We start from the raw sequence: 21,519 nt of genomic DNA, 5'->3' as shown, positions 1-21,519 counted from the left end.
GGAGATGGGGGAGGTCTTGGGTGGGCGCGGCGCGACGCCGCGTGCGCCGGACCTGGAACTCAACACAGAATGGCGAGGCGATCTGTCCGGTAGATGACTCTCACCCTCGCGCGGCGGGCTCAGGCCGCTTCGCGCGCGGCTTGCCGGAAGCCGGTTTCGAAGGTGGCGAAGGTCGCGTCGGCGGCGGCGATGGCCGTCGCCTCTTCCGCGGGCGAGGGCGTCTGGGCCCCGAGCCATTCGACGAAGGTCCGCCACAGGGGCTCGCCCGCGCCGTGCGCCAGATAGGCCGCCGGCGCGTCCGGCTGGCTCTGCGCCAGGCGCCGGCGCAGATAGGCGCCGCCGAGGCGGGAGCCTTCGAGCACGTAGAGCGCGCCCATGAGCTGGGCGCGCGTATGCAGGCCCGGCGATGCGACCGGTTCGGGCGGCGCGGCGGCGACCGCCGCCAGATCCTGCAGGAGGACGCCCGTGCGCCGGCGGCTGGGCCAGTCGGACAGGAGCCGCCCGACGCCGGCCGCCTCCAGCCTGCGCTCGAGGCCAGGCAGGGCCGCCCCGTGTCCGCGGAGGAAGGCGCGATAGCCGGCGGGACTCGCCAGGTCGAAGCTTTCGCCGAGGCGGTCCACACGCTCGTGCGCCGCACGCGTGGCCGCGCGCAGCTTCATTCGGAATTCCATCACCAACCGCCAGACTTTGACGCTCCATGCCACGAACGCACGAAACGCCAAAGCGTGGCCGCACCTGGCTTTCCGGTTAGTCGAGCGGGCTCCAGCTCTTCGTCGCCGGCTGCCGCTTGGGACCGCGGAAGCCGCCGCCCGCGCCGCTCTCCGCGCGCGCCTGCGGCTTGCCGCCGCCGTCGCGCGGGCCGGCGGCCTTGCCGCCTTCGGGCCGGCGGCGGTTGCGGGTCTTGCGCAAGGCGGCCGGGACGTTGTTGCGGGGGTCGCGGGACCGGACCGGCGCCGCGGCGGGCTCCGGCGAGACCTCGGCGATCGCCTTGGTCATCAGGCCGAGCGCCTTGTCGTTGCGGCGGTCGAAGGACGGGATGGTCTGGCGCGTCACCTTCTGGATGTCGCGCAGCAGGTTGCGTTCGTCGTCGGCGCAGAAGGCGATGGCCGAGCCCTCGGCGCCGGCGCGCGCGGTCCGGCCGATCCGGTGGACATAGGCTTCCGGCACGTTGGGCAGTTCGTACTGCACCACGTGGCTGACGGCGTCGATGTCGATGCCCCGTGCGGCGATGTCGGTGGCCACCAGGGCGCGGATCTGACCGGCCTTGAAGGCCGCCAGCGCCCGCTCCCGCTGGCCCTGGCTCTTGTCGCCGTGGATGGCTGCGGCTTCGACGCCGCCCTGCTCCAGGCTCTTGGCCACGCGGTCGGCGCCGCGCTTGGTGCGGGTGAAGACGATGACGCGCTTGAAGTCCTTCTCGGCGAAGAGTTCGGCCAGCAGGGCGCGCTTGCGCTGCTGCTCGACGAACAGGACCTGCTGGCGGATGCGTTCCACCGTCGTCGCCTGGGGCGTCACGGACACCTGCAGCGGGTCCTTCAGCAGTTCGCCGGCCAGCTTGCCGATCTCGCTCGGCATGGTGGCCGAGAAGAACAGGTTCTGACGCTTGTGGGCCAGGTGCTTCACGATCCGGCGGATCGGCACGATGAAGCCCATGTCGAGCATCTGGTCGGCCTCGTCGAGGACGAAGGTCTCGACGCCTTCCAGCGTGACGGTCTTTTCCTGCAGGTGGTCGATCAGGCGGCCCGGCGTGGCGACGAGCACGTCGACGCCCGGCGCCATGGTGCGCATCTGGCCGCCGTACTTCACGCCGCCGAAGATGACGGCGACGGAAAGGCCAAGGTGCCGGCCATAGGTCTTGAAGCTCTCGCCGATCTGGGTGGCGAGCTCACGGGTGGGGGAGAGCACCAGCACGCGGCAGCCGCGGCGCGGCGCGGCGCGGCGATCCTCGGCCAGGCGGTGCAGGATGGGCAGGGCGAAGGCCGCGGTCTTGCCGGTGCCGGTCTGGGCGATGCCCAACAGGTCGCGGCCGGCCAGCACGCCCGGAATGGCCTTGGCCTGGATGGGGGTGGGGGTCTCATAGCCTTCGTCGGCGAGGGCCTTGAGGAGGGGCTTGGCGAGGCCAAGGTCGGTGAACTGGGTCAAGTGACGTCCGTCTTTCGGAATGCGCCGAGCGCGGCCGCTCGCAGGATGCGACGGTCGCGGGACGCGATGATTTGGGGAAAGCCCCCGCGTGGCGGGGCGATCGATGCGATCTCTTCAGGGCGCTCAACGGGCCAGATCTCCTGATGATGGAGACCTTCACGCGGGCCGGAGCGCCGATAGCGCCAAAGATCGGCGCGTCCTGCACATCGTCTTTCGCAGCTGCGAAGTCAACCTCATCCGATCGTTTCGTCGATCCTGTTGCATTCCTGGCGCGGTGCGGGAATGAGGAGGCATGACCTATAAGCCCCTCCTGCTGGTCGCCGCGGCGGCCCTCGTCGACACCGACGGCCGCGTCCTGATCTGCCAGCGCCCGGAGGGCAAGCAGCTGGCCGGCCTGTGGGAGTTTCCGGGCGGCAAGGTCGAGCCCGGCGAGACGCCGGAGGCCTGCCTGATCCGCGAGCTCGACGAGGAACTGGGCATCACCGTGACCGGCGCCTGCCTGGCGCCGTTCGTCTTCGCCAGCCACGGTTATGAGTCCTTTCACCTGCTGATGCCACTCTATCTGTGCCGGCGTTGGAGCGGTTTCGTCACCGCCAGGGAGCACAAGGCCATCGCATGGGTGAAGCCCGCCAAGCTGACCGATTATCCGATGCCGCCGGCCGACGCGCCGCTGGTCGCCTGGCTGCGCGACCTGATCTGAGCGCCTTCCGGCGCGACGACCGCGGCGCGACCGCGATCGAGTACGCCCTGCTGGCGGCCGTCCTCGGCCTCGTCGTCGTCACGGCCGCAGGCGCGTTGCGCGCCGAGATCTACGACCTCCTGATCTTCGTCTCCGACTCCCTGGGCTAGGCGCCGCCTGCCGCCCGGCGGGGCATTCGCTGCGGCGTGCGCGCCGCCGTCACAAAGCCGACTTGCGCCTGTGGATAACCTTTGCCTAGGGTCCAGCGGGGGCGCGGATGAAGACGATCGCGGTCATTTCGCGAAAGGGCGGAGCGGGCAAGACGACCCTGGCCGTCAACCTGTTCGCGGCGCTGCGGCAGGCGGAGCGCCGCACGGTCCTGGCCGATGCCGATCCCCTCCGCTCGACGAGCGAGGCCCTGCGCGCCACCCCCGGCGACGGGGGTCCGGTGGTGGAGACCTCGGCTTCGAAGCTGTTCGCCCTGTCCACCGCCTCGGCGCGCAGCGGCGTCGAGCGGCTGGTGATCGACACGCCGGCTTCGCCCGAGGCCGACATCGTCGCCGCCATCAAGCTGGCGGACCTGTGCCTGATCGTCGCCCGTCCGACCTATCTCGACCTTTCCGCGGCGCTGAAGACCCTGGAGCTCGTTCGCCAGCTCAGCACGCGCGGCATGGTGGTTCTCAACCAGTGTCCGCCCGCCCGGCGGGGGGCGGAGCCGCGGAGCGTCGCGGCGACGCTGGAAACCCTCCGCTTCTCCGGCGTCCCCGTGGCGCCGAGGGCCCTGCGGGCGAGGCTCGCCTACCAGAACGCCATCGCACGCGGCCAGGGCGTGGTGGATTACGAACCCGAAGGCGTAGCGGCCGCCGAGGTCCGAAGCCTGGCGGCCGCCGTCGAGCAGCAATTCGTCGCCGAAGCTGCGCCGGCCGCGGCCAACGACGCCGCCGCGCCCCGGCGGGCCCGGTCGTAGGGCTTAGAGCCGCGACGCCGTCGGACGATGCGCCTCGGCCGAGACCTCGCCGGTCTTGAAGGCCTGGGCGAGCGGCATGATCTGCCAGAGGGCGGAGAGGCCGACGACGATGTAGACGAGGTTCGACAGAACGGTGTCGACACCGAACAGGCTGGCGACCAGATCGACGTCGAAGGCGCCCACGAGGCCCCAGTTCAGTCCGCCGACGATCACCAGGATCAGGGTTGCGAGGTTGAGAGCTTTCACAGGGTTCTCCTTTGGAACGGCTTGCGAAATCAACACCTGGAGAACGCCGGTGTTCCTTCGGCCTAGCTTGCAGCGACGCGGACGCCAAGCCGCTCCGACAGACCCGCCGCGCCGGCGGCCGAGATCACGATCACCCGCCCGTCCGTTCTGCGGGCCCAGCCGACGTCCACGATCTGCTGAAGCAGAGCTGCGCCCAGCGCGCCGCCCAGATGGCTGCGCCGCTCGCTCCAGTCGAGGCAACGCCGACATAGAGGCCGGCGCGCGCCCGCGAGCCTTTCGACCGGCAGGCCGAAATCGGTCAGACCCTGGCGGCCGGCGTCTGTCAGCTGCGGCGCCTCGCCGGAGGTCAGCCAGCCCCGCTCGACCAGGCCGTCCATCACCGCCACGCCAGCGGCGCCGGCCAGATGGTCGTAGCAGATCCGCGCGCGGCGAAGCGCCGGGTCCCGGGGTCCTGTCCGCACGCGCACGGCGCCGGTCCGCTGCGCCAGGGCCATCAGGCCCTCCAGAACCTCAGCCACATCAGGGCCGGAGAGCCGGAAGTAGCGGCTGCGCCCCTGCTTTTCCGCCGTGACGAGCTCCGCTTCGAAAAGGCGCGCCAGATGACCGCTGGCGGTCGGCAGGGTGACGCCGGCCACCTCGGCCAATTCGCTGACCGTCAGTGCGCGCCCGTCCATGAGCGCGGTCAGCATGTTGGCGCGCGCCGGATCGCCGAGCAGGGCGGCGGTGCGGGCGATGACGGGTCCGTCTTGCATAGTTCGATCCTAACCGAAGCATCGACGTCGCTCCAGCCGCTAGAGATCTCAGCCTGAACCACTGGGAGCCCGCCGTGATCACCTGCTTCATCCGGTACGAAATCGACCCGTTCCGCGTCGACGCCTTCGAGGCCTATGCGAAGGCCTGGGGCGAGGCCATTCCGCGTTGCGGCGCGGACCTCGTGGGCTATTTCGCCCCGCATGAGGGCTCGGCCACGACCGCCTACGGCGTCTACAACATCGACAGCCTGGCCGCCTACGAGGCCTACCGCGCGCGGCTGCGCGACGACCCGCAGGGCCGCGAAAACTACGCCTTCGCCAAGGCGGAGGGCTTCATCCGGCGGGAAGACCGGATCTTCCTGCGCCTGGCTTCGGCTCCGCACGAAGGGAAGGTGACGCGATGATCGCGGTCCTCTTCGAAGCCTGGCCCGCCGACGGCCGCGGCGATCGCTATTTCGAGCTCGCCGGCCTGCTGCGGCCGGAACTCGACAGGATCGACGGTTTCATCTCCATCGAGCGCTTCGAGAGCCTCGCCGAACCGGGCAAGCTCCTGTCGCTGTCCTTCTGGCGCGACGAGGCCGCCGTGGCCGCCTGGCGCGGTCATGCCGGCCATCGCCAGGCTCAGAGCGAAGGGCGCGCAGGCGTCTTCGCCGACTACCGTCTCCGCATCGCCGAAGTGACCCGGGACTATGGCCTTGCCGACCGGGCGGAGGCGCCGGCGGCCAAGGCGGTCGAAGGAAGGCGCTAGCGGGCCTCAGTCCTCGTCCCGCGGCAGCGGGTTCTCCTTCACGCCGAGCGCGTCGGCCAGGCGCATCTTGGCCGAGCCGGGCTTGAGCGGCTGCTGCTGGCTCTCGTGCGGCGCCCAGCCGGTCAGGGTCAGGATCTCGAAGGTGGCCGGCACGCGGCCGTCGGGCTCGGCGAAGCGCTCGACATAGAGTTCGAAGGCGCGGGCCAGCAGGGCGCGGGTGAGCGCGCGGGGATGGCGTTCGGAAAGCGCATTGGTCTCGCCCATCTGGCGCAGGTCGGCGAGCAGCTTCAGCGGATGGGAATAGCGCACGCTCACCCGGTCCACATCGGCCACGGGGAGGGCGAAGCCCGCGCGCTGCAGCAGGCCCGCGGCGTCGGCCGGATCGGCGAAGGGCGAGACGCGGCTGCCGGCGCCGCCCAGGATCTCGGTCTCCGCATCGATCAGCGAGCGGCGCAGCTCGAAGAGGGTCGAGCCGCCCAGAAAGGCGCCGATGAAGAGGCCGTCGGGGCGCAGGGCGCGGCGGATCTGGATCAGGGCTCCCACCACATCGTTGGTCCAGTGCAGGCCGAGCGTCGAGACGGCGAGGTCGAGGCTGCCGGGGGCGAAGGGCAGGGCCTCCTCGTCGGCGACGAGCCGCGGACCCCGCCGGCCGGCGAGCATGGCGGGCGAGGCGTCGACCTCGATCACCTCGCCGATACGGTTGCGCGCATCGCTCTGCGCCAGGGCTTCGCGGAACGCCCCCCGGCGCGCCGAAAGATCGACGGCCACGGGGAAGTCGCGCATGATCGGCTCCAGCCGCTCGACGGCGTCCTCCGCTGCGCGGCGGTGGAGGAAGTCGGCCTGGGAGAAGCCGGCGGCGGCGCGGTCCAGGCGCTTGCGGTGCAGGGACCGATCGAAGAGGCGGGGCGGGGCGGAGGACATGAGCGCGCAAGATGGCCCTTCGCCGGCCCTGTGGAAACCGGGGCCGCGGCTGATTTCGGCCGGACGCGGCCTGCTCGACCTCGTCTTCCCGCCGCAAGCGCTCAATGACGGGCCTCGGCCCGCATCGGTCGGCCTGTCGGCGGAGGCCTGGAGCCGCATCACCTTCCTCGACGGACCTGTCTGCGACGGCTGCGGGACGCCGTTCGAATACGCCCTGGGGCCGGGCGTGCGCTGCGTGGCCTGCGAGGCCAAGCCCCGCGCCTTTTCCCGCGCCCGCGCCGCCTGCATCTATGACGAGACGTCCCGCGATCCGATCCTGCAGCTCAAGCACGCCGACCGGCAGGACCTGGCGCCCCTGTTCGCCCGCTGGATCTCGCGTTCGGCCGACCTCCTGATCGAGGAGGCCGACGCCATCGCCCCGGTTCCGCTGCACCCCGGCCGGCTGTTCGCCCGCCGCTTCAACCAGGCCGCCGAGATCGCCCGCGCCCTGGCGCGGCTGAGGGGCCGCGCCTACCTGCCCGACGCCCTGGTGCGCCGCAGGGCCACCGACAGCCAGGGCGGCAAGTCGGGCTCGGGCCGGCGGCGCAACGTCGCCGGCGCCTTCGCGGTGCCGGAGGGGCGGGCGCGGCAGGTGGCCGGGCGCAACATCCTGCTGATCGACGACGTTCTGACCACGGGCGCCACGGCCGAAGGCTGTGCGCGCGCCCTGCGGGCCGCCGGCGCGGCGCGCGTCGATGTCGCAGTGATCGCCCGGGTGAAAGAGGCGGCGCGCGGCGCCATATGACCGTCCGCCTACGGCTCAGGTCTGGACATTCGCCAAAGGAGGCCCCTTATCCCCGCCATGACCCAGGTCACCATCTACACCAAGCCCTACTGCCCCTACTGCATCCGCGCCCTGTCGCTGCTGGAGAAGAAGGGAGTCGAGTTCACCGAGATCGAGGCCGCCTTCGATCCCGAGAAGCGCCGCGAGATGAACGAGCGCTCCGGCGGCCGCAACACCTTCCCGCAGATCTTCATCGGCGACCGCCACATCGGCGGCTGCGACGACATGATGGCGCTGGAACAGCAGGGCAAGCTCGACGCCCTGCTGCAGGCCTAGGGACGCCGCGCCTCCGATGAGTCCGTTGCGCGTCGCGCTCGTCCAGACCCGCACGCCGGCCAGCCACGCCGCCGCGCTCGACCACGTCCTGCCGCTCGTGCGCCAGGCCGCGGCCGGCGGCGCGCGCCTGATCGCCACGCCGGAGGGGACCAACATCCTGCAGAAGGATCGCGAGACCCTGCTGCCGCAGCTCGTCTCGCTGGAGGAAGACCCGGTGGTCGCCGGGCTCCGGCAGGCGGCGCGCGAACTGGGCGTCACCGTCCTGGTCGGCTCGGCCCTGGTGAAGCGCGAGGACGGCAAGGCCGCCAACCGCAGCGCGCTGATTGACGCCCAGGGCGAGATCGTCGCCACCTACGACAAGCTGCACATGTTCGACGTCGACCTGCCGACGGGCGAGACGGCGCGGGAATCGGCCACCTACGAGCCGGGCGACGCCGCGGTGGTCGCCGAGGCCGAAGGGGCGAAGCTCGGCCTCACCATCTGCTACGACGTGCGCTTCCCCGCCCTGCACCGCGCCCTGGCGCTCGCCGGGGCCCAGGTGCTGACGACGCCGGCCGCCTTCACCCGTCCGACGGGCGAGGCGCACTGGGAGGTGCTTCTGCGCGCCCGGGCCATCGAGACGGGCAGCTTCATGCTGGCCCCGGCCCAGGGCGGCTTCCATGAGGATGGCCGCGGCACCTATGGCCGCAGCCTCGCCGTCGCGCCCTGGGGCGAGGTGATCGCCCGACTGGACCACGACGAGCCGGGCGTCCTCTTCGCCGACCTCGATCTCTCCCTGGTGGACAAGGCGCGCCGCGCCATTCCGGCGCTGGCCAACGCCCGCGCCTTCACCGAGCCGTCGGCGCGCCCATGATCCGCTACGCCTTGGCCTGCGAGCACGGCCACGAGTTCGAAGGCTGGTTCGGCTCCTCGTCCGACTTCGACGACCAGCAGGCGCGCGGCCTGCTGGAGTGCCCGGTCTGCGCCTCCAAGTCCGTGCGCAAGCAGATCATGGCCCCGGCCGTCGCGGGCACGAAGCGCAACACGCCCGACCTGCCGCCCAAGGCGCGCGCGATGATGATGGAGGCGCTCGGCAAGGTGCGCCGCCACGTGGAAGAGAACTTCGACTATGTGGGCGACGCCTTCGCCCGCGAGGCCCGCGCCATCCACGAAGGCCGGTCCGAAGACCGCGGCATCTATGGCGAGGCCTCGCCCGCCGAGGTGAAGGCCCTCGTCGAGGACGGCGTCCCCGTCGCCCCGCTGCCCCCCGAACCGCCCAAGAAGACCGAGGTCAACTGAGGCGGCCCGGGGCGGGCGGCCTCAGAACGTCTTGCGCAGGCCCACGGAGATGATGCCGCCGTCGCCGGTGACGTCGCCGCGCAGGCGGGTCGTGGTCTGGGCCGGCGTGCCTTCGTAGAAGACCGTGTCGTGGTTGATCTCGGTCTCGTCGAAGGCGATGTAGGCCAGCGCCGCGTCCATCTCCAGGCTGTCGCTCAGCCGCGCCGTGGCGCCGACGCCGTAGAGCCAGCGATCGCCGTCCGGCACCCGCGCGGTGCGGCGATCGTCGGGCGTGGGCGTGGGGTCGAACTGGGCGCCGGCGCGCAGGGTCAGGGCGTCGTTGACCATGTAGTCGAAGCCGATCCCGCCGGAGGTCACGTCCTGGTAGTCCTGGATCAGGGTCTCGTTGACGGCCGAGGAGGTGACGGCGATGTCGTCGAACTCGCTCCAGCCGATGCGCTGCACCTGGGCGTTGACGGCGAAGCGGTCGGTGGCCTGCCAGCGGGCGCCGAAGGTGGCGATCCACGGGGTCGAGAAGTTGGCCTGGCCTTCGACGTCGGTGTTGAACGGGGCGAGCGGGCCGGCGAGGCCGAGCACGCGCACGTCCCCTTCCAGTTCGTGCTCGACGGCCGAGCGATAGCTGGCGCCGAGCGTCAGGGTGTCGAAGTGCGCCTGGGCGCCCACGGTCCAGCCGAAGTCCCAGCCGTTCCCCTTCAGCTGTGAGACGCCGTCGGGAAGGGCGGGCGACAGGTTGGGATAGGCGGTGGTCAGGACGGCCTCGGTGTACTGGCCGCTGACGCCGGCGCCGACGTCCAGCCAGTCGGTCACGCGCATGGCGCCGGTCAGCTGCACGTCAGCCGTGGTCAGGCTCGACTCCAGGCCGTCATAGCGGGCCCAGGCGACGTCACGGTATTCGGTGGTGAAGTTGTAGGGGGCGGCCACCGACAGGCCGACCGCGAACCGGTCGCCGATCGGCATGGCGACGGCGGCGTTGGGGGCCACGCCGTCCTGGATGGGATTGAAGGCCCGCGGCTCGCCCTGGACCGGCACGGTCACGCCGCCCGGATAGGTGATGGTCGAGCCGTCGTTCTCCACCGTCGCGTCGACGAAGATGGCATGGGCGCCCAGATAGGCCTCGCGCGGGGTGCGGGCGATGGCGGCGGGGTTCCACCACAGGGACGAGGTCCCCGTGTCGGCGACCTCACCGGAATAGGCGCGGCCCAGGCCTCGGACCGACTGCTCCTGCAGATAGAAGCCCCCGGCCGCAGCCGGAGAGGCCAGACCCGCCAGGCTCGTTGCGCCGACCAGCGCCAGGATCCACGCCTTCTTCATCAGAAACTCCACTCGCATAAGGGAATTGGCGGGGTTCCCCCCGCGGAAGCACGTGGAAAGCTTCGGAGTTGGATTTGTTGCATTGCCGACCCGGGAGAACGGGGGCGGGAGGCCGGTTGAGCCATCTTGTGTGGCCCATGAGCCACACCTACATCTGAGCCGGCGAGGCTTGCGCTGACTCAAAGGCGAGCCTGGCCAATCCGCCTAATGAGGGGATGCCATGAACATCGACGTCTATTCCGATCGCGCCAAACAGGCGATCCAGTCGGCGCAGAGCCTCGCGCTCGCCCGCCGCCACCAGCAGCTCGCGCCGCTGCACCTTCTGAAGGTCCTTCTGGAAGAGAAGGACGGGCTTTCGCGCGCCCTGATCCAGAGCGCGGGCGGCCGGCCCGACGAGGCCGACGCCGCCGTGGAGGCCGCGCTCGCCAAGCGACCCAAGGTCGAGGGCGGCTCGGGCCAGCTCTACATGGCCCCTGAAGCGGCCAGCGTCTTCGCGCGCGCCGAGGCCGACGCCAAGAAGGCGGGCGACGCCTTCGTCACCACTGAGCGCCTGCTCATCTCCATCGCCGCCGAGGGCCGCGAAGCCGCCGACATCCTGAAGGCCGCCGGCGCCAAGGCCGACGCCCTGGAGAAGGCCGCCCAGGAGGTCCGCAAGGGCCGCACCGCCGACTCCGCCTCGGCGGAGGAAGGCTATGACGCCCTGAAGCGCTACGCCCGCGACCTGACCCAGGCGGCCCGCGACCAGAAGCTCGACCCCGTCATCGGCCGCGACGAGGAGATCCGCCGGACCATCCAGGTCCTGTCGCGCCGGACGAAGAACAACCCCGTGCTGATCGGCGAGCCCGGCGTCGGCAAGACCGCCATCGTCGAGGGCCTGGCCCTGCGCATCGTCAATGGCGACGTGCCCGAGAGCCTGAAGGACAAGCAGCTTCTCTCCCTCGACATGGGCGCCCTGATCGCCGGCGCGAAGTACCGCGGCGAGTTCGAGGAGCGGCTGAAGGCGGTGCTGAACGAGGTGACGGCGGCCGAAGGCTCGATCATCCTCTTCATCGACGAAATGCACACCCTGGTGGGCGCGGGGAAGTCCGACGGCGCCATGGACGCCTCGAACCTGCTGAAGCCTGCGCTCGCCCGCGGCGAACTGCACTGCGTCGGCGCCACAACGCTGGATGAGTACCGCAAGCACGTGGAGAAGGACGCCGCGCTCGCCCGCCGCTTCCAGCCCGTCTTCGTGGACGAGCCGACGGTGGAGGACACGGTCTCGATCCTGCGCGGCCTGAAGGAGAAGTACGAGGTGCACCACGGGGTGCGCATCTCCGACAGCGCCATCGTCGCCGCCGCGACCCTGTCGAACCGCTACATCACCGACCGGTTCCTGCCCGACAAGGCCATCGACCTGGTGGACGAGGCGGCCAGCCGCGTGCGCATGGCCGTGGATTCCAAGCCCGAGGAGCTGGACGAGATCGACCGCCGCGTGGTGCAGCTGAAGATCGAGCGCGAGGCCCTGACCAAGGAGACCGACGCCGCCTCCAAGGCCCGGCTGGAAAAGCTGGAGGACGAGCTCGCCGAGCTGGAAGCCCAGTCCGACGAGATGACCGCCAAGTGGAAGGCCGAGAAGGACAAGCTGACCTCCGCCGCCCAGGTGCGCGAGGCGCTCGACCGGCTGCGGGCCGAGCTCGTCGCCGCCCAGCGCCGCGGCGATCTGCAGCGGGCTTCGGAGATCGCCTATGGCGAAATCCCGCCCCTGGAGCGCCGGCTGGCCGAGGCCGAGAACGCCGCGGCCGAACAGGCGGTCAGCCCCGAGGTCGTCGACGCCGAGCAGATCGCCGCCGTCGTCTCCCGCTGGACCGGCGTGCCCGTGGACAAGATGCTGGAGGGCGAGCGCGAGAAGCTGCTCTCCATGGAGGACAATCTGCGCGCCCGCGTGGTCGGCCAGGAGGAGGCGCTCGTCGCCGTCTCCGACGCCGTGCGCCGGGCCCGCGCGGGCCTGCAGGACCCGAACCGGCCGATCGGCTCGTTCCTGTTCCTGGGCCCCACCGGCGTCGGCAAGACGGAGCTGACCAAGGCGCTGGCCGAATTCCTGTTCGACGACGAGCAGGCGATCACCCGCATGGACATGAGCGAGTACATGGAGAAGCACTCGGTCAGCCGCATGATCGGGGCGCCTCCCGGCTATGTCGGCTACGACGAGGGCGGGGCTCTGACCGAAGCCGTGCGTCGCCGGCCCTATCAGGTCGTGCTGTTCGACGAGGTGGAAAAGGCTCACCCCGACGTCTTCAACGTGCTCCTGCAGGTGCTCGACGACGGGCGGCTGACCGACGGCCAGGGCCGGACGGTCGACTTCCGCAACACCCTGATCATCATGACCTCGAACCTGGGCTCGGAATTCCTGGCCAACCAGGCCGAGGGCGAAGATGTGGAGGCGGCGCGGCCGATGGTGATGGACGTGGTCCGCAGCCATTTCCGGCCGGAGTTCCTGAACCGGATCGACGAGATCATCCTCTTCAAGCGGCTGGGCCGTGCGGAGATGGACAACATCGTCCGCATCCAGCTGCAGCGGGTGGAGAAGCTGCTGGCCGACCGGCGGATGGCGCTCTCGCTGGACGACAGCGCCCTCGCCTGGCTGGGCGACAAGGGCTACGACCCGGTCTACGGGGCGCGGCCGCTGAAGCGGGTCATCCAGAAGGAGCTGATCGATCCGATCGCCCGCAAGCTGCTGGCCGGCGACATCGAGGACGGTTCGGTGATCTCGGTCAGGGCGGGCGAGGACGGCCTGGCGATCGGCAAGGCCCAGGTGCACTAAGGCCGCCGAAGCAGGGAGACCTCGGTCTCGCAAGACAGGGCCCTTCCCGGAGACGGGGAGGGCCTTTGCTGTCAGGACCTGGCGCGGGCGAGCCGGCGCGCGGCGTAGAGATCGGCCAGGGTCAGACCCAGCAGGACGCCGTAGCCCAGGGCCAGGCCGCGCCACTGACGCGACGTCGCAGGCCGCGCCTTCAGGAGGACCGCGATCTGGCCGAGCAGGCCCAGGCCGTGGGCGGCGAGCCAGGGGGCGTTCGGTCCCGCCAACAGCAGGCCCGCGCCGGCGGCGGTCTCGCGCAGGCCGAGCGTGCGGACCATGCCGGCCTCGGCCATGCCGGTGTTGCGGGCGATGGCTTCCGGTTTCGCGGTCTTCAGCAGGCCGATGATCAGACTGGCGGCGCCCAGGACCAGCAGGGTCGGGCGCGCGGCGGCGGGGGTTTTCGAAAGCGAAGCCATGGCCGCAAAAGCGGTTCGCCCGCCCCCCGGTTCCGAGGGCGGGCGAACGAAGGCTTCACGGTTGGGTCAGCCGCTACAGGTCGATCGGGGTGACCCGGCCGCCGCGGGTGACCACGCGGCGCATGATGGCGATGCTCTCGCCGCCGCCGGCCTGGGGTCGCGCCACAGTGATCACGAACCAGGCGCCGTCCGGCAGATTGGAGAAGCTGAAGCGGTCGGCGGCGTCGCAGGTGGTCCGCCGCACGAACGAGGAATAGTCGTCATTGGGCGCCGAGGGCGTACGGGCGCGCACCTCGTCAGCCGGCAGGGCCGCGGCGTCGGGCGAGGAGTAGAGGATGCTCATCCGCCGGCGCGTCCACGGCGTCTCCGGAGTCAGAACCACCCCGGCGCCCGAGCAGGTGTAGCGGGTCGCCCCCTGGCGATAGATCAGGCGGCCGTCGATCCGGTTGCGGCCGGGCACGGCCGACCAGGAGAAGTCCTCCGGCCGGAAGACGGTCGGCGAGGGCGCAGGCTGGCCCGGCGGCGGCGGCGGCGGGCCCATGGTCGGGGCGCAGGCCGTGACGAGGAGAGCAAGCGCGGCGCCGAGCGCCGGGAGGCGGAGGTGGGTCATGGCGGGACTTTAGTTAAGGTATGTGACAGAAGCCAACCCCTGATGCGGCGGGCCGCCGCACCCATGGGCGGCGTGCGCCGTCAGTCCTCGCCCCGCGGGCGGCCCCGCATCGCCTTCACAGAACCGCGCCGGCTCTTGGCCTCCAGGCGCCGCTTCTTGGAGGCGAGCGTCGGCCGCGTCTTCTTGCGCGGCGGGGGCGGCGGCTCGGCGGCCTTGCGGATCAGCTCGGCCAGCCGCTCCTGCGCATCGGCCCGGTTGCGCTCCTGCGTGCGGAACCGCTCGGCCATCAGCACCAGCACGCCCTCCTGCGTCAGCCGCCGCCCGGCCAGACGCTCCAGCCGCGCGCGCACGGGTTCGGGCAGGGACGGCGAATTGCGCACGTCGAAGCGCAGCTCCACGGCCGTCGAGACCTTGTTGACGTTCTGCCCGCCGGGGCCGGAGGCGCGCACGAAGCGCTCGACGATCTCGTCGTCCTCCAGGGCGATGTGGTCAGTGATCCTCAACATCCTCGGGCGTCTTGCTGAAGAGCAGCTTGTCGATGCGCCGCTCGTCCATGTCGATGACCTCGACGCGGTAGCGCCCGATCTCGACCGTGTCGCCCTCCTTGGGGATCTTGCCCATGCGGTGGAGGACGAGGCCGGCGGCGGTGTGGAAGCCCTCGTTCTCGCCGAAGCTCTCGTCCAGGCGGTCGCTGACGTCCACGAGGTCGGCGCGGCCGTCGATCAGGAAGGAGCCGTCGGCCCGCTGCACGATCAGGGCGCCGCCCTCGTCATGCTCTTCGGGGAAGTCGCCGGCGATCATTTCCAGGAGGTCGATGGGGGTGACCACGCCCTCGAAGTTGCCGAACTCGTCGACCACGAAGGCCATGTGGGTGGTGGTCCGCTTGAACTGTTCCAGCGTCCGCAGGATCGAGGAGGTGTCGGGGATGAACAGCGGCGTGTGGACCAGCGGCTCCAGGTCGAAGTCCGCGGCGTCCATCAGCAGGTCGGCCACGTCCTTCTTGTGGAGCACGCCCAGGGGATCGTCGATCTCCTGCTCGCGGCAGACGACGATGCGGGAATAGGGGCATGCGCGGACCTCCTCGCGCAGCTTGTCCGGCGGATCGGCCAGCGAGACCCAGTAGACCTCCCGCCGCGGCGTCATGGCCACGCGGACGGGGCGGTCGCCCAGGCGCATCACCTCGGTCATGATCTTGCGTTCGGCAGGCTCGATCAGGCCGGCGCTCGTGCCTTCGGCCAGGACGATCTCCACGTCCTCCTGGCTCATGGGCTGACCGTGGGAGTCGCGCACCCCCATCAGCCGGAGAACGGCGGCGGTGGAGCCGGTCAGCAGGGTCACGAACGGGCCCATGAGCACCGCCAAGGCGGCCAGCGGGCGGGCCGCCAGCGCGGCCAGCGACTCGGGGAAGATCAGCGCCAGGCGCTTGGGCACCAGCTCGCCGACGATCAGCGAGACATAGGTGATGGCCACCACCACGACGCCGGTCGCGATCGCCTCGGAATAGCCGGCGATGGCGGGAACGCCCTCCAGCAGGGCGTCGAGCTCTGCGGCGATCGTCGCCTGGCCGAAGGCGCCGGCCAGGATGCCGATGAGGGTGATGCCCACCTGCACGGAGGACAGGAAGCGGGTGGGCTGCTCGGCCAAGCGGAGGGCGGCCGCGGCCCCCTTGTCGCCGGCCTCGGCGCGGGCCTGAAGCCGGCCCCGCCGCGCGGAGACGACGGCGAGTTCGGACATGGCGAAGAGACCGTTCAGCACCAGGAGGAGAAGAACGGCGACGATGGCGATGAGGAGCATTGGCCTAGGCGCGAGACGCGGTCGGAAGAAGAGGCCGCCCGCGCATCCTAAGGGCGAGAACCCCTGCTAGGCCATAGGGGCGCCGTCAGCCGCGGCAGGCGGGGCAGAGGCCGCGGGCTTCCAGGGTCACGGTCTTGACCTGATAGCCGGCCGCCTCGGCGGCGCGCATCTGCGGGCCGAAGTCGGGCTCGAACTCCTGGGCCGCGCCGCAGCAGTCGCAGATCAGGAAGGCCGCGCTGTGCCCCTCACGCTCCATGCGGCAGGGCACATAGGCGTTGAGGCTTTCGATGCGATGCGCAAAACCGAGGCGTTCGAGGAACTCCAGCGCCCGGTAGACGGTCGGCGGCTTGGCCGGTTCGCCATCCTGGCCGTAAGCGGCGATCAGGTCATAGGCCTTCATGGGGCCGTCGGCCTCGAGCAGCAGCTGGAGCACCCGGCGCCGTGGAGGCGTCAGACGCTCGCGGCTCTGCTCGCAGCGGACCTCCGCCGCCGACACGGCCGCGGCCAGTTCGGAGCCGGCCAGTCCCGGCTGCGCGCTTTCTGGGTGGTGGCACTCGGCGCCCATGCAGATCAGCTAAACATCGCCGCCCGATCACGCAACAGGCTTGACGACCCGTTATGTTATTTCATAACGCACTTGTCGGTGATCTGTTTCAGCGGGGCGTGCGGCATGCGCAGACTTCTTCTTCTCACCTCGGCGGCCATGGCCGCGGCCTCTCCGGCCCTGGCGCAGACGCGCGACCGGGCCGTGGATGTGGAGCAGGTGATCGTCACCGCCGCACCCTATGTGGTCTCGATGGACTCGGTGACCACGAGCGTCGACGTGGTCACCCGCGACGACCTCGACCTGGCCCCCTCTTCGGGCCTGGGAGACGTGCTGAACGGCCTGCCGGGCGTGCGCTCCACCTTCTTCGGTCCCGGCGCCAGCCGGCCGGTGATCCGCGGCTTGGCCGGTCCGCGCGTGCTCGTGCTCACCAACGGCGTCGGCATGATCGACGCCAGCGCGCTTTCCCCCGACCACCAGGTGGCGGTCGATCCGCAGGAAGCCAAGCGCATCGAGGTGCTGCGCGGCTCGGCGGCCCTGGCCTATGGCGGCTCGGCCATCGGCGGCGTGGTCAACGTCATCGACGAGCGCATCTCCGAACAGCCGGTGGACGGCGTCTCCGGCCGCGTCCTGGGCGCCATTTCCAGCGGCGACAGCGGCGAGACGGCCTCCGGCGCTCTGAAGTTCGGACAGGGGCCGTGGGTCTTCAGCGTCGACGGCCTGCGTCGTCAGAGCGCCGACTATGAGGTTCCGACCAGCCCGGAGTCGCGCCGTCAGCTGGAGGCCGAGGGCGAGGAATATCTCGGCCCCGTCGAGTCCACGGTCGAGAACACGGCCGTCGAGCTGAACAGCTATGGCGGCGGCGTCTCCTATGTCGGCGACCGCGGCTTCCTCGGCGTGGCCGTCAAGCAGACCGACACCACCTACGGCGTCCCCGGACACGCCCACGAGCATGAGCACGAGGACGAGGATCACGAGGACGAGGACCACGACGGCGACGACCACGAGGAGGAAGAGGGCCACGCCGAGGAGGGCGTGAAGATCGACCTCCAGCAGACCCGCTACGACCTCCGTGGCGGTCTCGACATGGCCCTGGGGCCGTTCGAGAAGATCCGCTTCTCCGGCGGCTATGCCGATTACGAACACGTGGAGATCGAGGACGGCGCGCCGGCCACCCGCTTCCAGTCCGAGGGCTGGGAAGGCCGGCTGGAGCTCGTCCAGCCCGATCGCGACGGCTGGCAGGGGGCTGTGGGCCTGCAGGCCCTGTCGCGCGACTTCGCCGCCATCGGCGAGGAGGCCTATGTCCCCTCGGTGGAGATCACCGAGACCGGCGCGTTCGCCCTGCAACGGCTGGATCGGGACGCCTGGGGCCTGGAAGGCGGCCTGCGCTTCGACCGCCGGACGCTGGAGACCGCGGCGGCCGAGATGGACTTCGACAATGTCTCGGCGAGCCTCGGCGCCTTCGTCCGCCCGGCCGACGGCTGGTTCCTGGGGGCGAGCCTCTCGCGGACCGGCCGTGCGCCGACGGAGGCGGAGCTCTTCGCCGACGGTCCCCACATCGCCACGCGCGGATACGAGGTCGGGGATGCGAGCCTCGGCTCCGAGGTCTCCTACGCCTTCGACGCGACCCTGCACTACGGCGACGCCCGCTGGGACCTGGACCTGCACGCCTTCGCGGTCCAGTACGACGGCTTCATCGATCTGCGGCCGACCGGGGCCGAGGATCCCGAGAGCGAGCTGCCGATCTACGCCTATCGGCAGACGGACGCGGAGTTCTACGGCGGCGAGGCCGAGGTCTCCTACCGGCTCTGGTCGCAAGGGGAGTCGAGCTTCACCCTCGAAGGCGCGGCCGACTATGTCCACGGCGACACCGATCTTGGCCCGCCGGCGCGCATTCCGCCGTGGTCGGCCACGGGGCGCGCCATCTTCGATCGGGGCTGGTGGACGGGCACGCTGGAAGTCCGCCAGGTGGGCGAGCAGGACCGCGTGGCCGAAGGCGAGCTGCCGACGGACGGCTACCGCATGATCAACGCCTCGCTGGTCTTCCGCCCGACGGACGGCTTCAAGGTCTTCGTGGAGGGCCGCAACCTCAACGACACCGAGGCGCGGGAACACGCCTCGTTCCTCAAGGACCTGGCGCCGCTGCCCGGCCGCAGCCTGCGGATGGGCGTCGGCTACGCCTTCTAGAAAAAAGAAGGCCCGGGCCTCTTCGGAGGTCCGGGCCGCCTGGTCTGGGATGGCGAGAGCGGCGTCCGTCGGGCGCCGCTCTTCTGCGTATCAGGCCTCTTCGGTCTCGCTGGCCGAGGCCCCTTCGCCGCCTTCGAAGCTGCGCGGGGCGCGGCGACGGCGCGGCTTGCGGGCCGGCTCCTCGCCGGTGTCGCGTTCGGGCCGGGCCTGAAGGAAGGCCGGCGCTTCGCTGGCCCCGCCCTCGGCGTCGCGCAGCATCGGACCGTCCTGGCCGCCTTCGCCGCCCAGGGGCGACGCCTGGGGCTCCACAACCGCCATCGGGTCGGGACGTTCGGCGCGTTCGCCGCGCTCCTGACGCTCGCCGCGGTCGCGACGCTCGTCCCGGTCGCGCCAGCGGTCGCGGCGGCCTTCGCGGCCGCCCTCGCGGTCGTTGCGGTCGCGGTCGCCGCGATCACGGCGGGCCTCTTCGCGCTCACGGCCGCCACGCTCGCGGCCCTCGCCGTCATTGCCGCCCTCGGTCTCGCCGTTCTCGGTCGAGTCCGAAACCTGCGCCTGACCGCTTTCGTCCTCGAAATCGATGTCGAGGCCGGAGGACGCCTGGTCGCGGCCCAGAATATCGCTGGGCGAGCGCTGCGGCTGCATGGCGCGCAGCAGGCGGAAGTAGTGCTCGGCATGCTGGAGATAGTTCTCCGCCAGGACACGGTCGCCCGAAGACGTCGCATCTCGCGCCAGCTGCTGGTACTTCTCGAAGACGTGCTGGGCGTTGCCGCGCACCTTCACGCCCTCAGGGCCGTTCGAATCGAAGGCGCGGTTGGCGTTGTGCTGAGGCTTCCCGCCGCCGCCGCCGCGATTGCGCCCGCGTTGACGCTTCATGCCCTTGAAATCTCTCATATGTGGTAACCGTCCAGCGCCGCGGCCGGGGCGTGCGCCCAAGCTCCGTGCGGCTGCGTAAGCCTCATCTCGGGATCGGGCGAGATCGCCCAAGGTTCCGTGTTGAAGACGTAAATGTTCCCTGTCCTCCGCCCGGGACCTCTGGGCGCGCGCCGCGCTTGACTCGATCGCTGCGCCTGCCGGAGCGGCTGACGTCCCGAGACTTCGGAACCTGAGCCTGACGCACCGGCGAATTGGGTGGAGACGCTTATGGATGTAGCGATTCAGCCCGCAGTTTCCAAGGGTCTTTTTTTGCCCATCACCACCCGGTCGAGCGCGCTGAGGTCCTGCTGTGTCGAAACGTCCACAGCGCCGGCCGCCCGGAACAGCGCCTCCACGGCCTGTTTCTGGTCGTGGCCGATCTCCACGAAGAACAGTCCGCCCGGCTTCAGGACCCGGAGGATTTCCGGGGCGAGCCGGCGATAGGCGTCCAGCCCGTCGGGGCCGCCGTCGAGCGCCAGCCGGGGCTCATGCACGCGCACTTCCGGCTCCAGGGTCTCGATGACGTCGGTGGCGATGTAGGGCGGATTGGCGGTGACGAGGTCGAAGCTCTCGTCCGACAGTCCCGCCGTCCAGTCTCCGCGAAGCAGGGCCACGCGGCCGCCCAGGCCCAGATGGGCGGCGTTGTCGCGGGCCACCGCCAGGGCCTCCTCGGACACGTCGATCCCCAGCCCCTTGGCGTTCGGCCGCTCGGCCAGGATCGCCAGGATGATGGCGCCCGACCCCACGCCCAGGTCCAGCATCGAGAACCGCTCGAACTCGGGGATCGCCTTCAGGGCGGCGTCGACCACGCACTCGGTGTCGGGCCGCGGCGTCAGGACGTCGGGCGTCACCTGCAGCATGATCTTCCAGAAGCCCTTGCGGCCCAGGATATGGCTGACGGGTTCGCGCCGCTCCCGGCGGGCCAGATAGTCCTCCAGCGTGGCTTCCTGCTGCGGCGTCAGGGCCCGATAGGGATCGGTGACGATGTCGATCCGGGTGGCCTCGGCCGCGGCCTCGACCAGCAGGCGGGCGTCGATCACCGGGCCGGCGAGGCCCGCAGCCTCCAGGCGCTTCTTGGCCGCGCCCCAGGCCTGCAACAGGTTCATGGCCATGGCCTCAGCCCTCCTTGGCGGCGGGAGCGGTGCAGGCGTCGCCCGGACTGACCGAACCGCCCGCCACGACATGCACGTAGATTCCGCAGAACATGTGGCCGTAGTTGTCGTACAGGGCCTTCACCACATCCAAATCACGCTCGGCCGTCTGCGGATCCACATGGGTCGCCGCACAGCGGACGATCGGCTTGAAGACCCGCGCCCTGGCCCAGCCGACCATCAGCTCGCGGCCGGTCCACTGGTTCTCCGCCCACGGGGCCCAGCCGTCGACATAGATGTTCGCACGAAAGCGCAGCGGATCGATCGGGCGGCCGATCTTCTGCTCCAGGTCGCGGACGCTGGCGAGGTTGACGATGGAGACGTCGCCCCGCGGATGGTCCATGAAGCGGTGGCCCTCGGCATGCACCACCTTCAGGGGCCCAGCGGCGGCCTCGCCCAGCAGCCTGGTGAGCCACTCCGCCAGAGCCGCGCGCCCGGCCTCGTCGGTGAGGTCGGCGGAGACGGCGCCCACGCCGGCCGCTTCGGCGTGGAAGAGGCCCGTGGCCTCGTCCAGCCGCGTGCGGGCCTTGGCGACCGCGGGAATGGCCGCCAGGACCGTGAACTTCTGCTTGGGCGTGAAGGCCGGAGCCGTCGGGTCGAAGCCGGAGGGCCCGTTCTCGACGGCGTAGAGGCGATCGCCGGGGAAGGGGGCGCCCGCCGACAACTCGGCCCGGGACAGGCGCTCGGGCGTGAATCCCTTCACGGGGTGGCGGTAGAGGGCTGCGATCTGGCCGGACATGGGCCCCTGTTGCCGCAAGCTTGACCTCGCCACAAGCCAGGCCGTTCGGAACGGCGCCGCCTGTTGTCGGGTTTTCGCCAACGACCATGGCCACAGCCCGACCTCCCGCCCCGCCCTCGTCCCGCACCCCGCGCGGTCTCGTGCTCGCCCGGCGCGCCTTCGCCCTCGCTCCGTGGCTCCTCGTGGC

General features: G+C 70.9%; 25 protein-coding genes. 11 read left to right on the top strand and 14 right to left on the bottom strand.

The window, feature by feature from the left end; all coding sequences use genetic code 11:
* Positions 1 to 119 precede the first annotated feature (119 nt).
* Positions 120 to 659, bottom strand: a complete 540-nt coding sequence (locus H2041_RS10280; protein ID WP_293412290.1) for a biliverdin-producing heme oxygenase — start codon at positions 657 to 659, stop codon at positions 120 to 122.
* 88 nt (positions 660 to 747) lie between these two features.
* Positions 748 to 2,139, bottom strand: a complete 1,392-nt coding sequence (locus tag H2041_RS10275) for a DEAD/DEAH box helicase (protein WP_293412288.1) — start codon at positions 2,137 to 2,139, stop codon at positions 748 to 750.
* Positions 2,140 to 2,431: 292 nt separating this feature from the next.
* On the opposite strand from H2041_RS10275, the gene mutT reads away from it, so the two are divergent.
* From mutT to H2041_RS10260, 3 genes are all read left to right on the top strand, one after another.
* Entirely contained in the window at positions 2,432 to 2,839 is a 408-nt protein-coding gene (gene mutT / locus H2041_RS10270; protein WP_293412286.1) for an 8-oxo-dGTP diphosphatase MutT, read from the top strand.
* On the top strand, positions 2,755 to 2,988 hold the full coding sequence (locus H2041_RS10265; protein WP_293412284.1) for a Flp family type IVb pilin: 234 nt from the start codon (positions 2,755 to 2,757) through the stop codon (positions 2,986 to 2,988). Before mutT ends, H2041_RS10265 begins: the two co-directional genes overlap by 85 nt.
* Positions 2,989 to 3,095: 107 nt before the next feature.
* On the top strand, positions 3,096 to 3,785 hold the full coding sequence (locus tag H2041_RS10260; protein ID WP_293412282.1) for a ParA family protein: 690 nt from the start codon (positions 3,096 to 3,098) through the stop codon (positions 3,783 to 3,785).
* A 3-nt stretch (positions 3,786 to 3,788) separates the two neighbouring features.
* Here H2041_RS10260 and H2041_RS10255 read toward each other — a convergent pair whose 3' ends face one another.
* Both H2041_RS10255 and H2041_RS10250 read right to left on the bottom strand, forming a co-directional pair.
* Positions 3,789 to 4,031: a DUF378 domain-containing protein gene (locus tag H2041_RS10255; RefSeq protein WP_293412280.1), complete on the bottom strand. Its 243-nt coding sequence runs from the start codon at positions 4,029 to 4,031 to the stop codon at positions 3,789 to 3,791.
* 62 nt (positions 4,032 to 4,093) lie between these two features.
* On the bottom strand, positions 4,094 to 4,783 hold the full coding sequence (locus tag H2041_RS10250) for a helix-turn-helix transcriptional regulator (RefSeq protein ID WP_293412278.1): 690 nt from the start codon (positions 4,781 to 4,783) through the stop codon (positions 4,094 to 4,096).
* A 74-nt stretch (positions 4,784 to 4,857) separates the two neighbouring features.
* Here H2041_RS10250 and H2041_RS10245 point away from each other — a divergent pair, with 74 nt between their 5' ends.
* The gene (locus H2041_RS10245) at positions 4,858 to 5,187 is read left to right on the top strand and encodes an NIPSNAP family protein (protein WP_293412276.1); all 330 of its coding nucleotides are present in this window, start codon (positions 4,858 to 4,860) and stop codon (positions 5,185 to 5,187) included.
* Positions 5,184 to 5,531: an antibiotic biosynthesis monooxygenase gene (locus tag H2041_RS10240; RefSeq protein ID WP_293412274.1), complete on the top strand. Its 348-nt coding sequence runs from the start codon at positions 5,184 to 5,186 to the stop codon at positions 5,529 to 5,531. Before H2041_RS10245 ends, H2041_RS10240 begins: the two co-directional genes overlap by 4 nt.
* 6 nt (positions 5,532 to 5,537) lie before the next feature.
* Here H2041_RS10240 and H2041_RS10235 read toward each other — a convergent pair whose 3' ends face one another.
* On the bottom strand, positions 5,538 to 6,452 hold the full coding sequence (locus tag H2041_RS10235) for a methyltransferase domain-containing protein (protein WP_293412272.1): 915 nt from the start codon (positions 6,450 to 6,452) through the stop codon (positions 5,538 to 5,540).
* Here H2041_RS10235 and H2041_RS10230 point away from each other — a divergent pair.
* The 4 genes from H2041_RS10230 to H2041_RS10215 are packed head-to-tail and all read left to right on the top strand — an operon-like array spanning position 6,451 to position 8,829.
* Positions 6,451 to 7,236, top strand: a complete 786-nt coding sequence (locus H2041_RS10230; RefSeq protein WP_293412270.1) for a ComF family protein — start codon at positions 6,451 to 6,453, stop codon at positions 7,234 to 7,236. The genes H2041_RS10235 and H2041_RS10230 overlap by 2 nt on opposite strands.
* Before the next feature lie 57 nt (positions 7,237 to 7,293).
* On the top strand, positions 7,294 to 7,551 hold the full coding sequence (gene grxC / locus H2041_RS10225) for a glutaredoxin 3 (RefSeq protein ID WP_293412268.1): 258 nt from the start codon (positions 7,294 to 7,296) through the stop codon (positions 7,549 to 7,551).
* A gap of 16 nt (positions 7,552 to 7,567) precedes the next feature.
* Positions 7,568 to 8,404: a carbon-nitrogen hydrolase family protein gene (locus H2041_RS10220; protein ID WP_293412266.1), complete on the top strand. Its 837-nt coding sequence runs from the start codon at positions 7,568 to 7,570 to the stop codon at positions 8,402 to 8,404.
* On the top strand, positions 8,401 to 8,829 hold the full coding sequence (locus H2041_RS10215) for a DUF1178 family protein (protein WP_293412264.1): 429 nt from the start codon (positions 8,401 to 8,403) through the stop codon (positions 8,827 to 8,829). Before H2041_RS10220 ends, H2041_RS10215 begins: the two co-directional genes overlap by 4 nt.
* Positions 8,830 to 8,850: 21 nt before the next feature.
* On the opposite strand, the gene H2041_RS10210 is transcribed toward H2041_RS10215, so the two are convergent.
* The gene (locus tag H2041_RS10210; RefSeq protein ID WP_293412262.1) at positions 8,851 to 10,140 is read right to left on the bottom strand and encodes an OmpP1/FadL family transporter; all 1,290 of its coding nucleotides are present in this window, start codon (positions 10,138 to 10,140) and stop codon (positions 8,851 to 8,853) included.
* A 220-nt stretch (positions 10,141 to 10,360) separates the two neighbouring features.
* Between H2041_RS10210 and clpB the strand changes: the two genes are divergently transcribed.
* The gene (gene clpB, locus H2041_RS10205; protein ID WP_293412260.1) at positions 10,361 to 12,943 is read left to right on the top strand and encodes an ATP-dependent chaperone ClpB; all 2,583 of its coding nucleotides are present in this window, start codon (positions 10,361 to 10,363) and stop codon (positions 12,941 to 12,943) included.
* 71 nt (positions 12,944 to 13,014) lie between these two features.
* On the opposite strand, the gene H2041_RS10200 is transcribed toward clpB, so the two are convergent.
* The 5 genes from H2041_RS10200 to H2041_RS10180 form a co-directional block, all read right to left on the bottom strand.
* The gene (locus tag H2041_RS10200) at positions 13,015 to 13,395 is read right to left on the bottom strand and encodes a hypothetical protein (protein WP_293412258.1); all 381 of its coding nucleotides are present in this window, start codon (positions 13,393 to 13,395) and stop codon (positions 13,015 to 13,017) included.
* A 73-nt stretch (positions 13,396 to 13,468) separates the two neighbouring features.
* Positions 13,469 to 14,005, bottom strand: a complete 537-nt coding sequence (locus tag H2041_RS10195; RefSeq protein ID WP_293412256.1) for a hypothetical protein — start codon at positions 14,003 to 14,005, stop codon at positions 13,469 to 13,471.
* An 80-nt stretch (positions 14,006 to 14,085) separates the two neighbouring features.
* On the bottom strand, positions 14,086 to 14,511 hold the full coding sequence (arfB, locus tag H2041_RS10190; RefSeq protein WP_293412254.1) for an alternative ribosome rescue aminoacyl-tRNA hydrolase ArfB: 426 nt from the start codon (positions 14,509 to 14,511) through the stop codon (positions 14,086 to 14,088).
* The gene (locus tag H2041_RS10185; RefSeq protein ID WP_293412251.1) at positions 14,495 to 15,799 is read right to left on the bottom strand and encodes a hemolysin family protein; all 1,305 of its coding nucleotides are present in this window, start codon (positions 15,797 to 15,799) and stop codon (positions 14,495 to 14,497) included. The genes arfB and H2041_RS10185 overlap by 17 nt, the downstream gene beginning before the upstream one ends.
* Before the next feature lie 85 nt (positions 15,800 to 15,884).
* The gene (locus H2041_RS10180; protein WP_293412249.1) at positions 15,885 to 16,364 is read right to left on the bottom strand and encodes a Fur family transcriptional regulator; all 480 of its coding nucleotides are present in this window, start codon (positions 16,362 to 16,364) and stop codon (positions 15,885 to 15,887) included.
* A gap of 105 nt (positions 16,365 to 16,469) precedes the next feature.
* On the opposite strand from H2041_RS10180, the gene H2041_RS10175 reads away from it, so the two are divergent.
* On the top strand, positions 16,470 to 18,530 hold the full coding sequence (locus H2041_RS10175) for a TonB-dependent receptor (RefSeq protein WP_293412247.1): 2,061 nt from the start codon (positions 16,470 to 16,472) through the stop codon (positions 18,528 to 18,530).
* 90 nt (positions 18,531 to 18,620) lie between these two features.
* Here the strand turns inward: H2041_RS10175 and H2041_RS10170 are convergent, their stop codons facing one another.
* The 3 genes from H2041_RS10170 to H2041_RS10160 form a co-directional block, all read right to left on the bottom strand.
* Entirely contained in the window at positions 18,621 to 19,421 is an 801-nt protein-coding gene (locus tag H2041_RS10170) for a DUF4167 domain-containing protein (RefSeq protein WP_293412245.1), read from the bottom strand.
* A gap of 263 nt (positions 19,422 to 19,684) precedes the next feature.
* Positions 19,685 to 20,554, bottom strand: coding sequence for a peptide chain release factor N(5)-glutamine methyltransferase (gene prmC, locus H2041_RS10165; protein ID WP_293412243.1), 870 nt, complete (start codon positions 20,552 to 20,554; stop codon positions 19,685 to 19,687).
* Positions 20,555 to 20,558: 4 nt separating this feature from the next.
* Positions 20,559 to 21,332, bottom strand: a complete 774-nt coding sequence (locus H2041_RS10160) for an MOSC N-terminal beta barrel domain-containing protein (protein WP_293412241.1) — start codon at positions 21,330 to 21,332, stop codon at positions 20,559 to 20,561.
* Positions 21,333 to 21,519 lie beyond the last annotated feature (187 nt).

It is taken from the genome of Phenylobacterium sp., from assembly GCF_013911965.1.
Lineage (GTDB): Bacteria > Pseudomonadota > Alphaproteobacteria > Caulobacterales > Caulobacteraceae > Phenylobacterium.
This window is presented reverse-complemented; position numbering and strand designations above follow the sequence as displayed.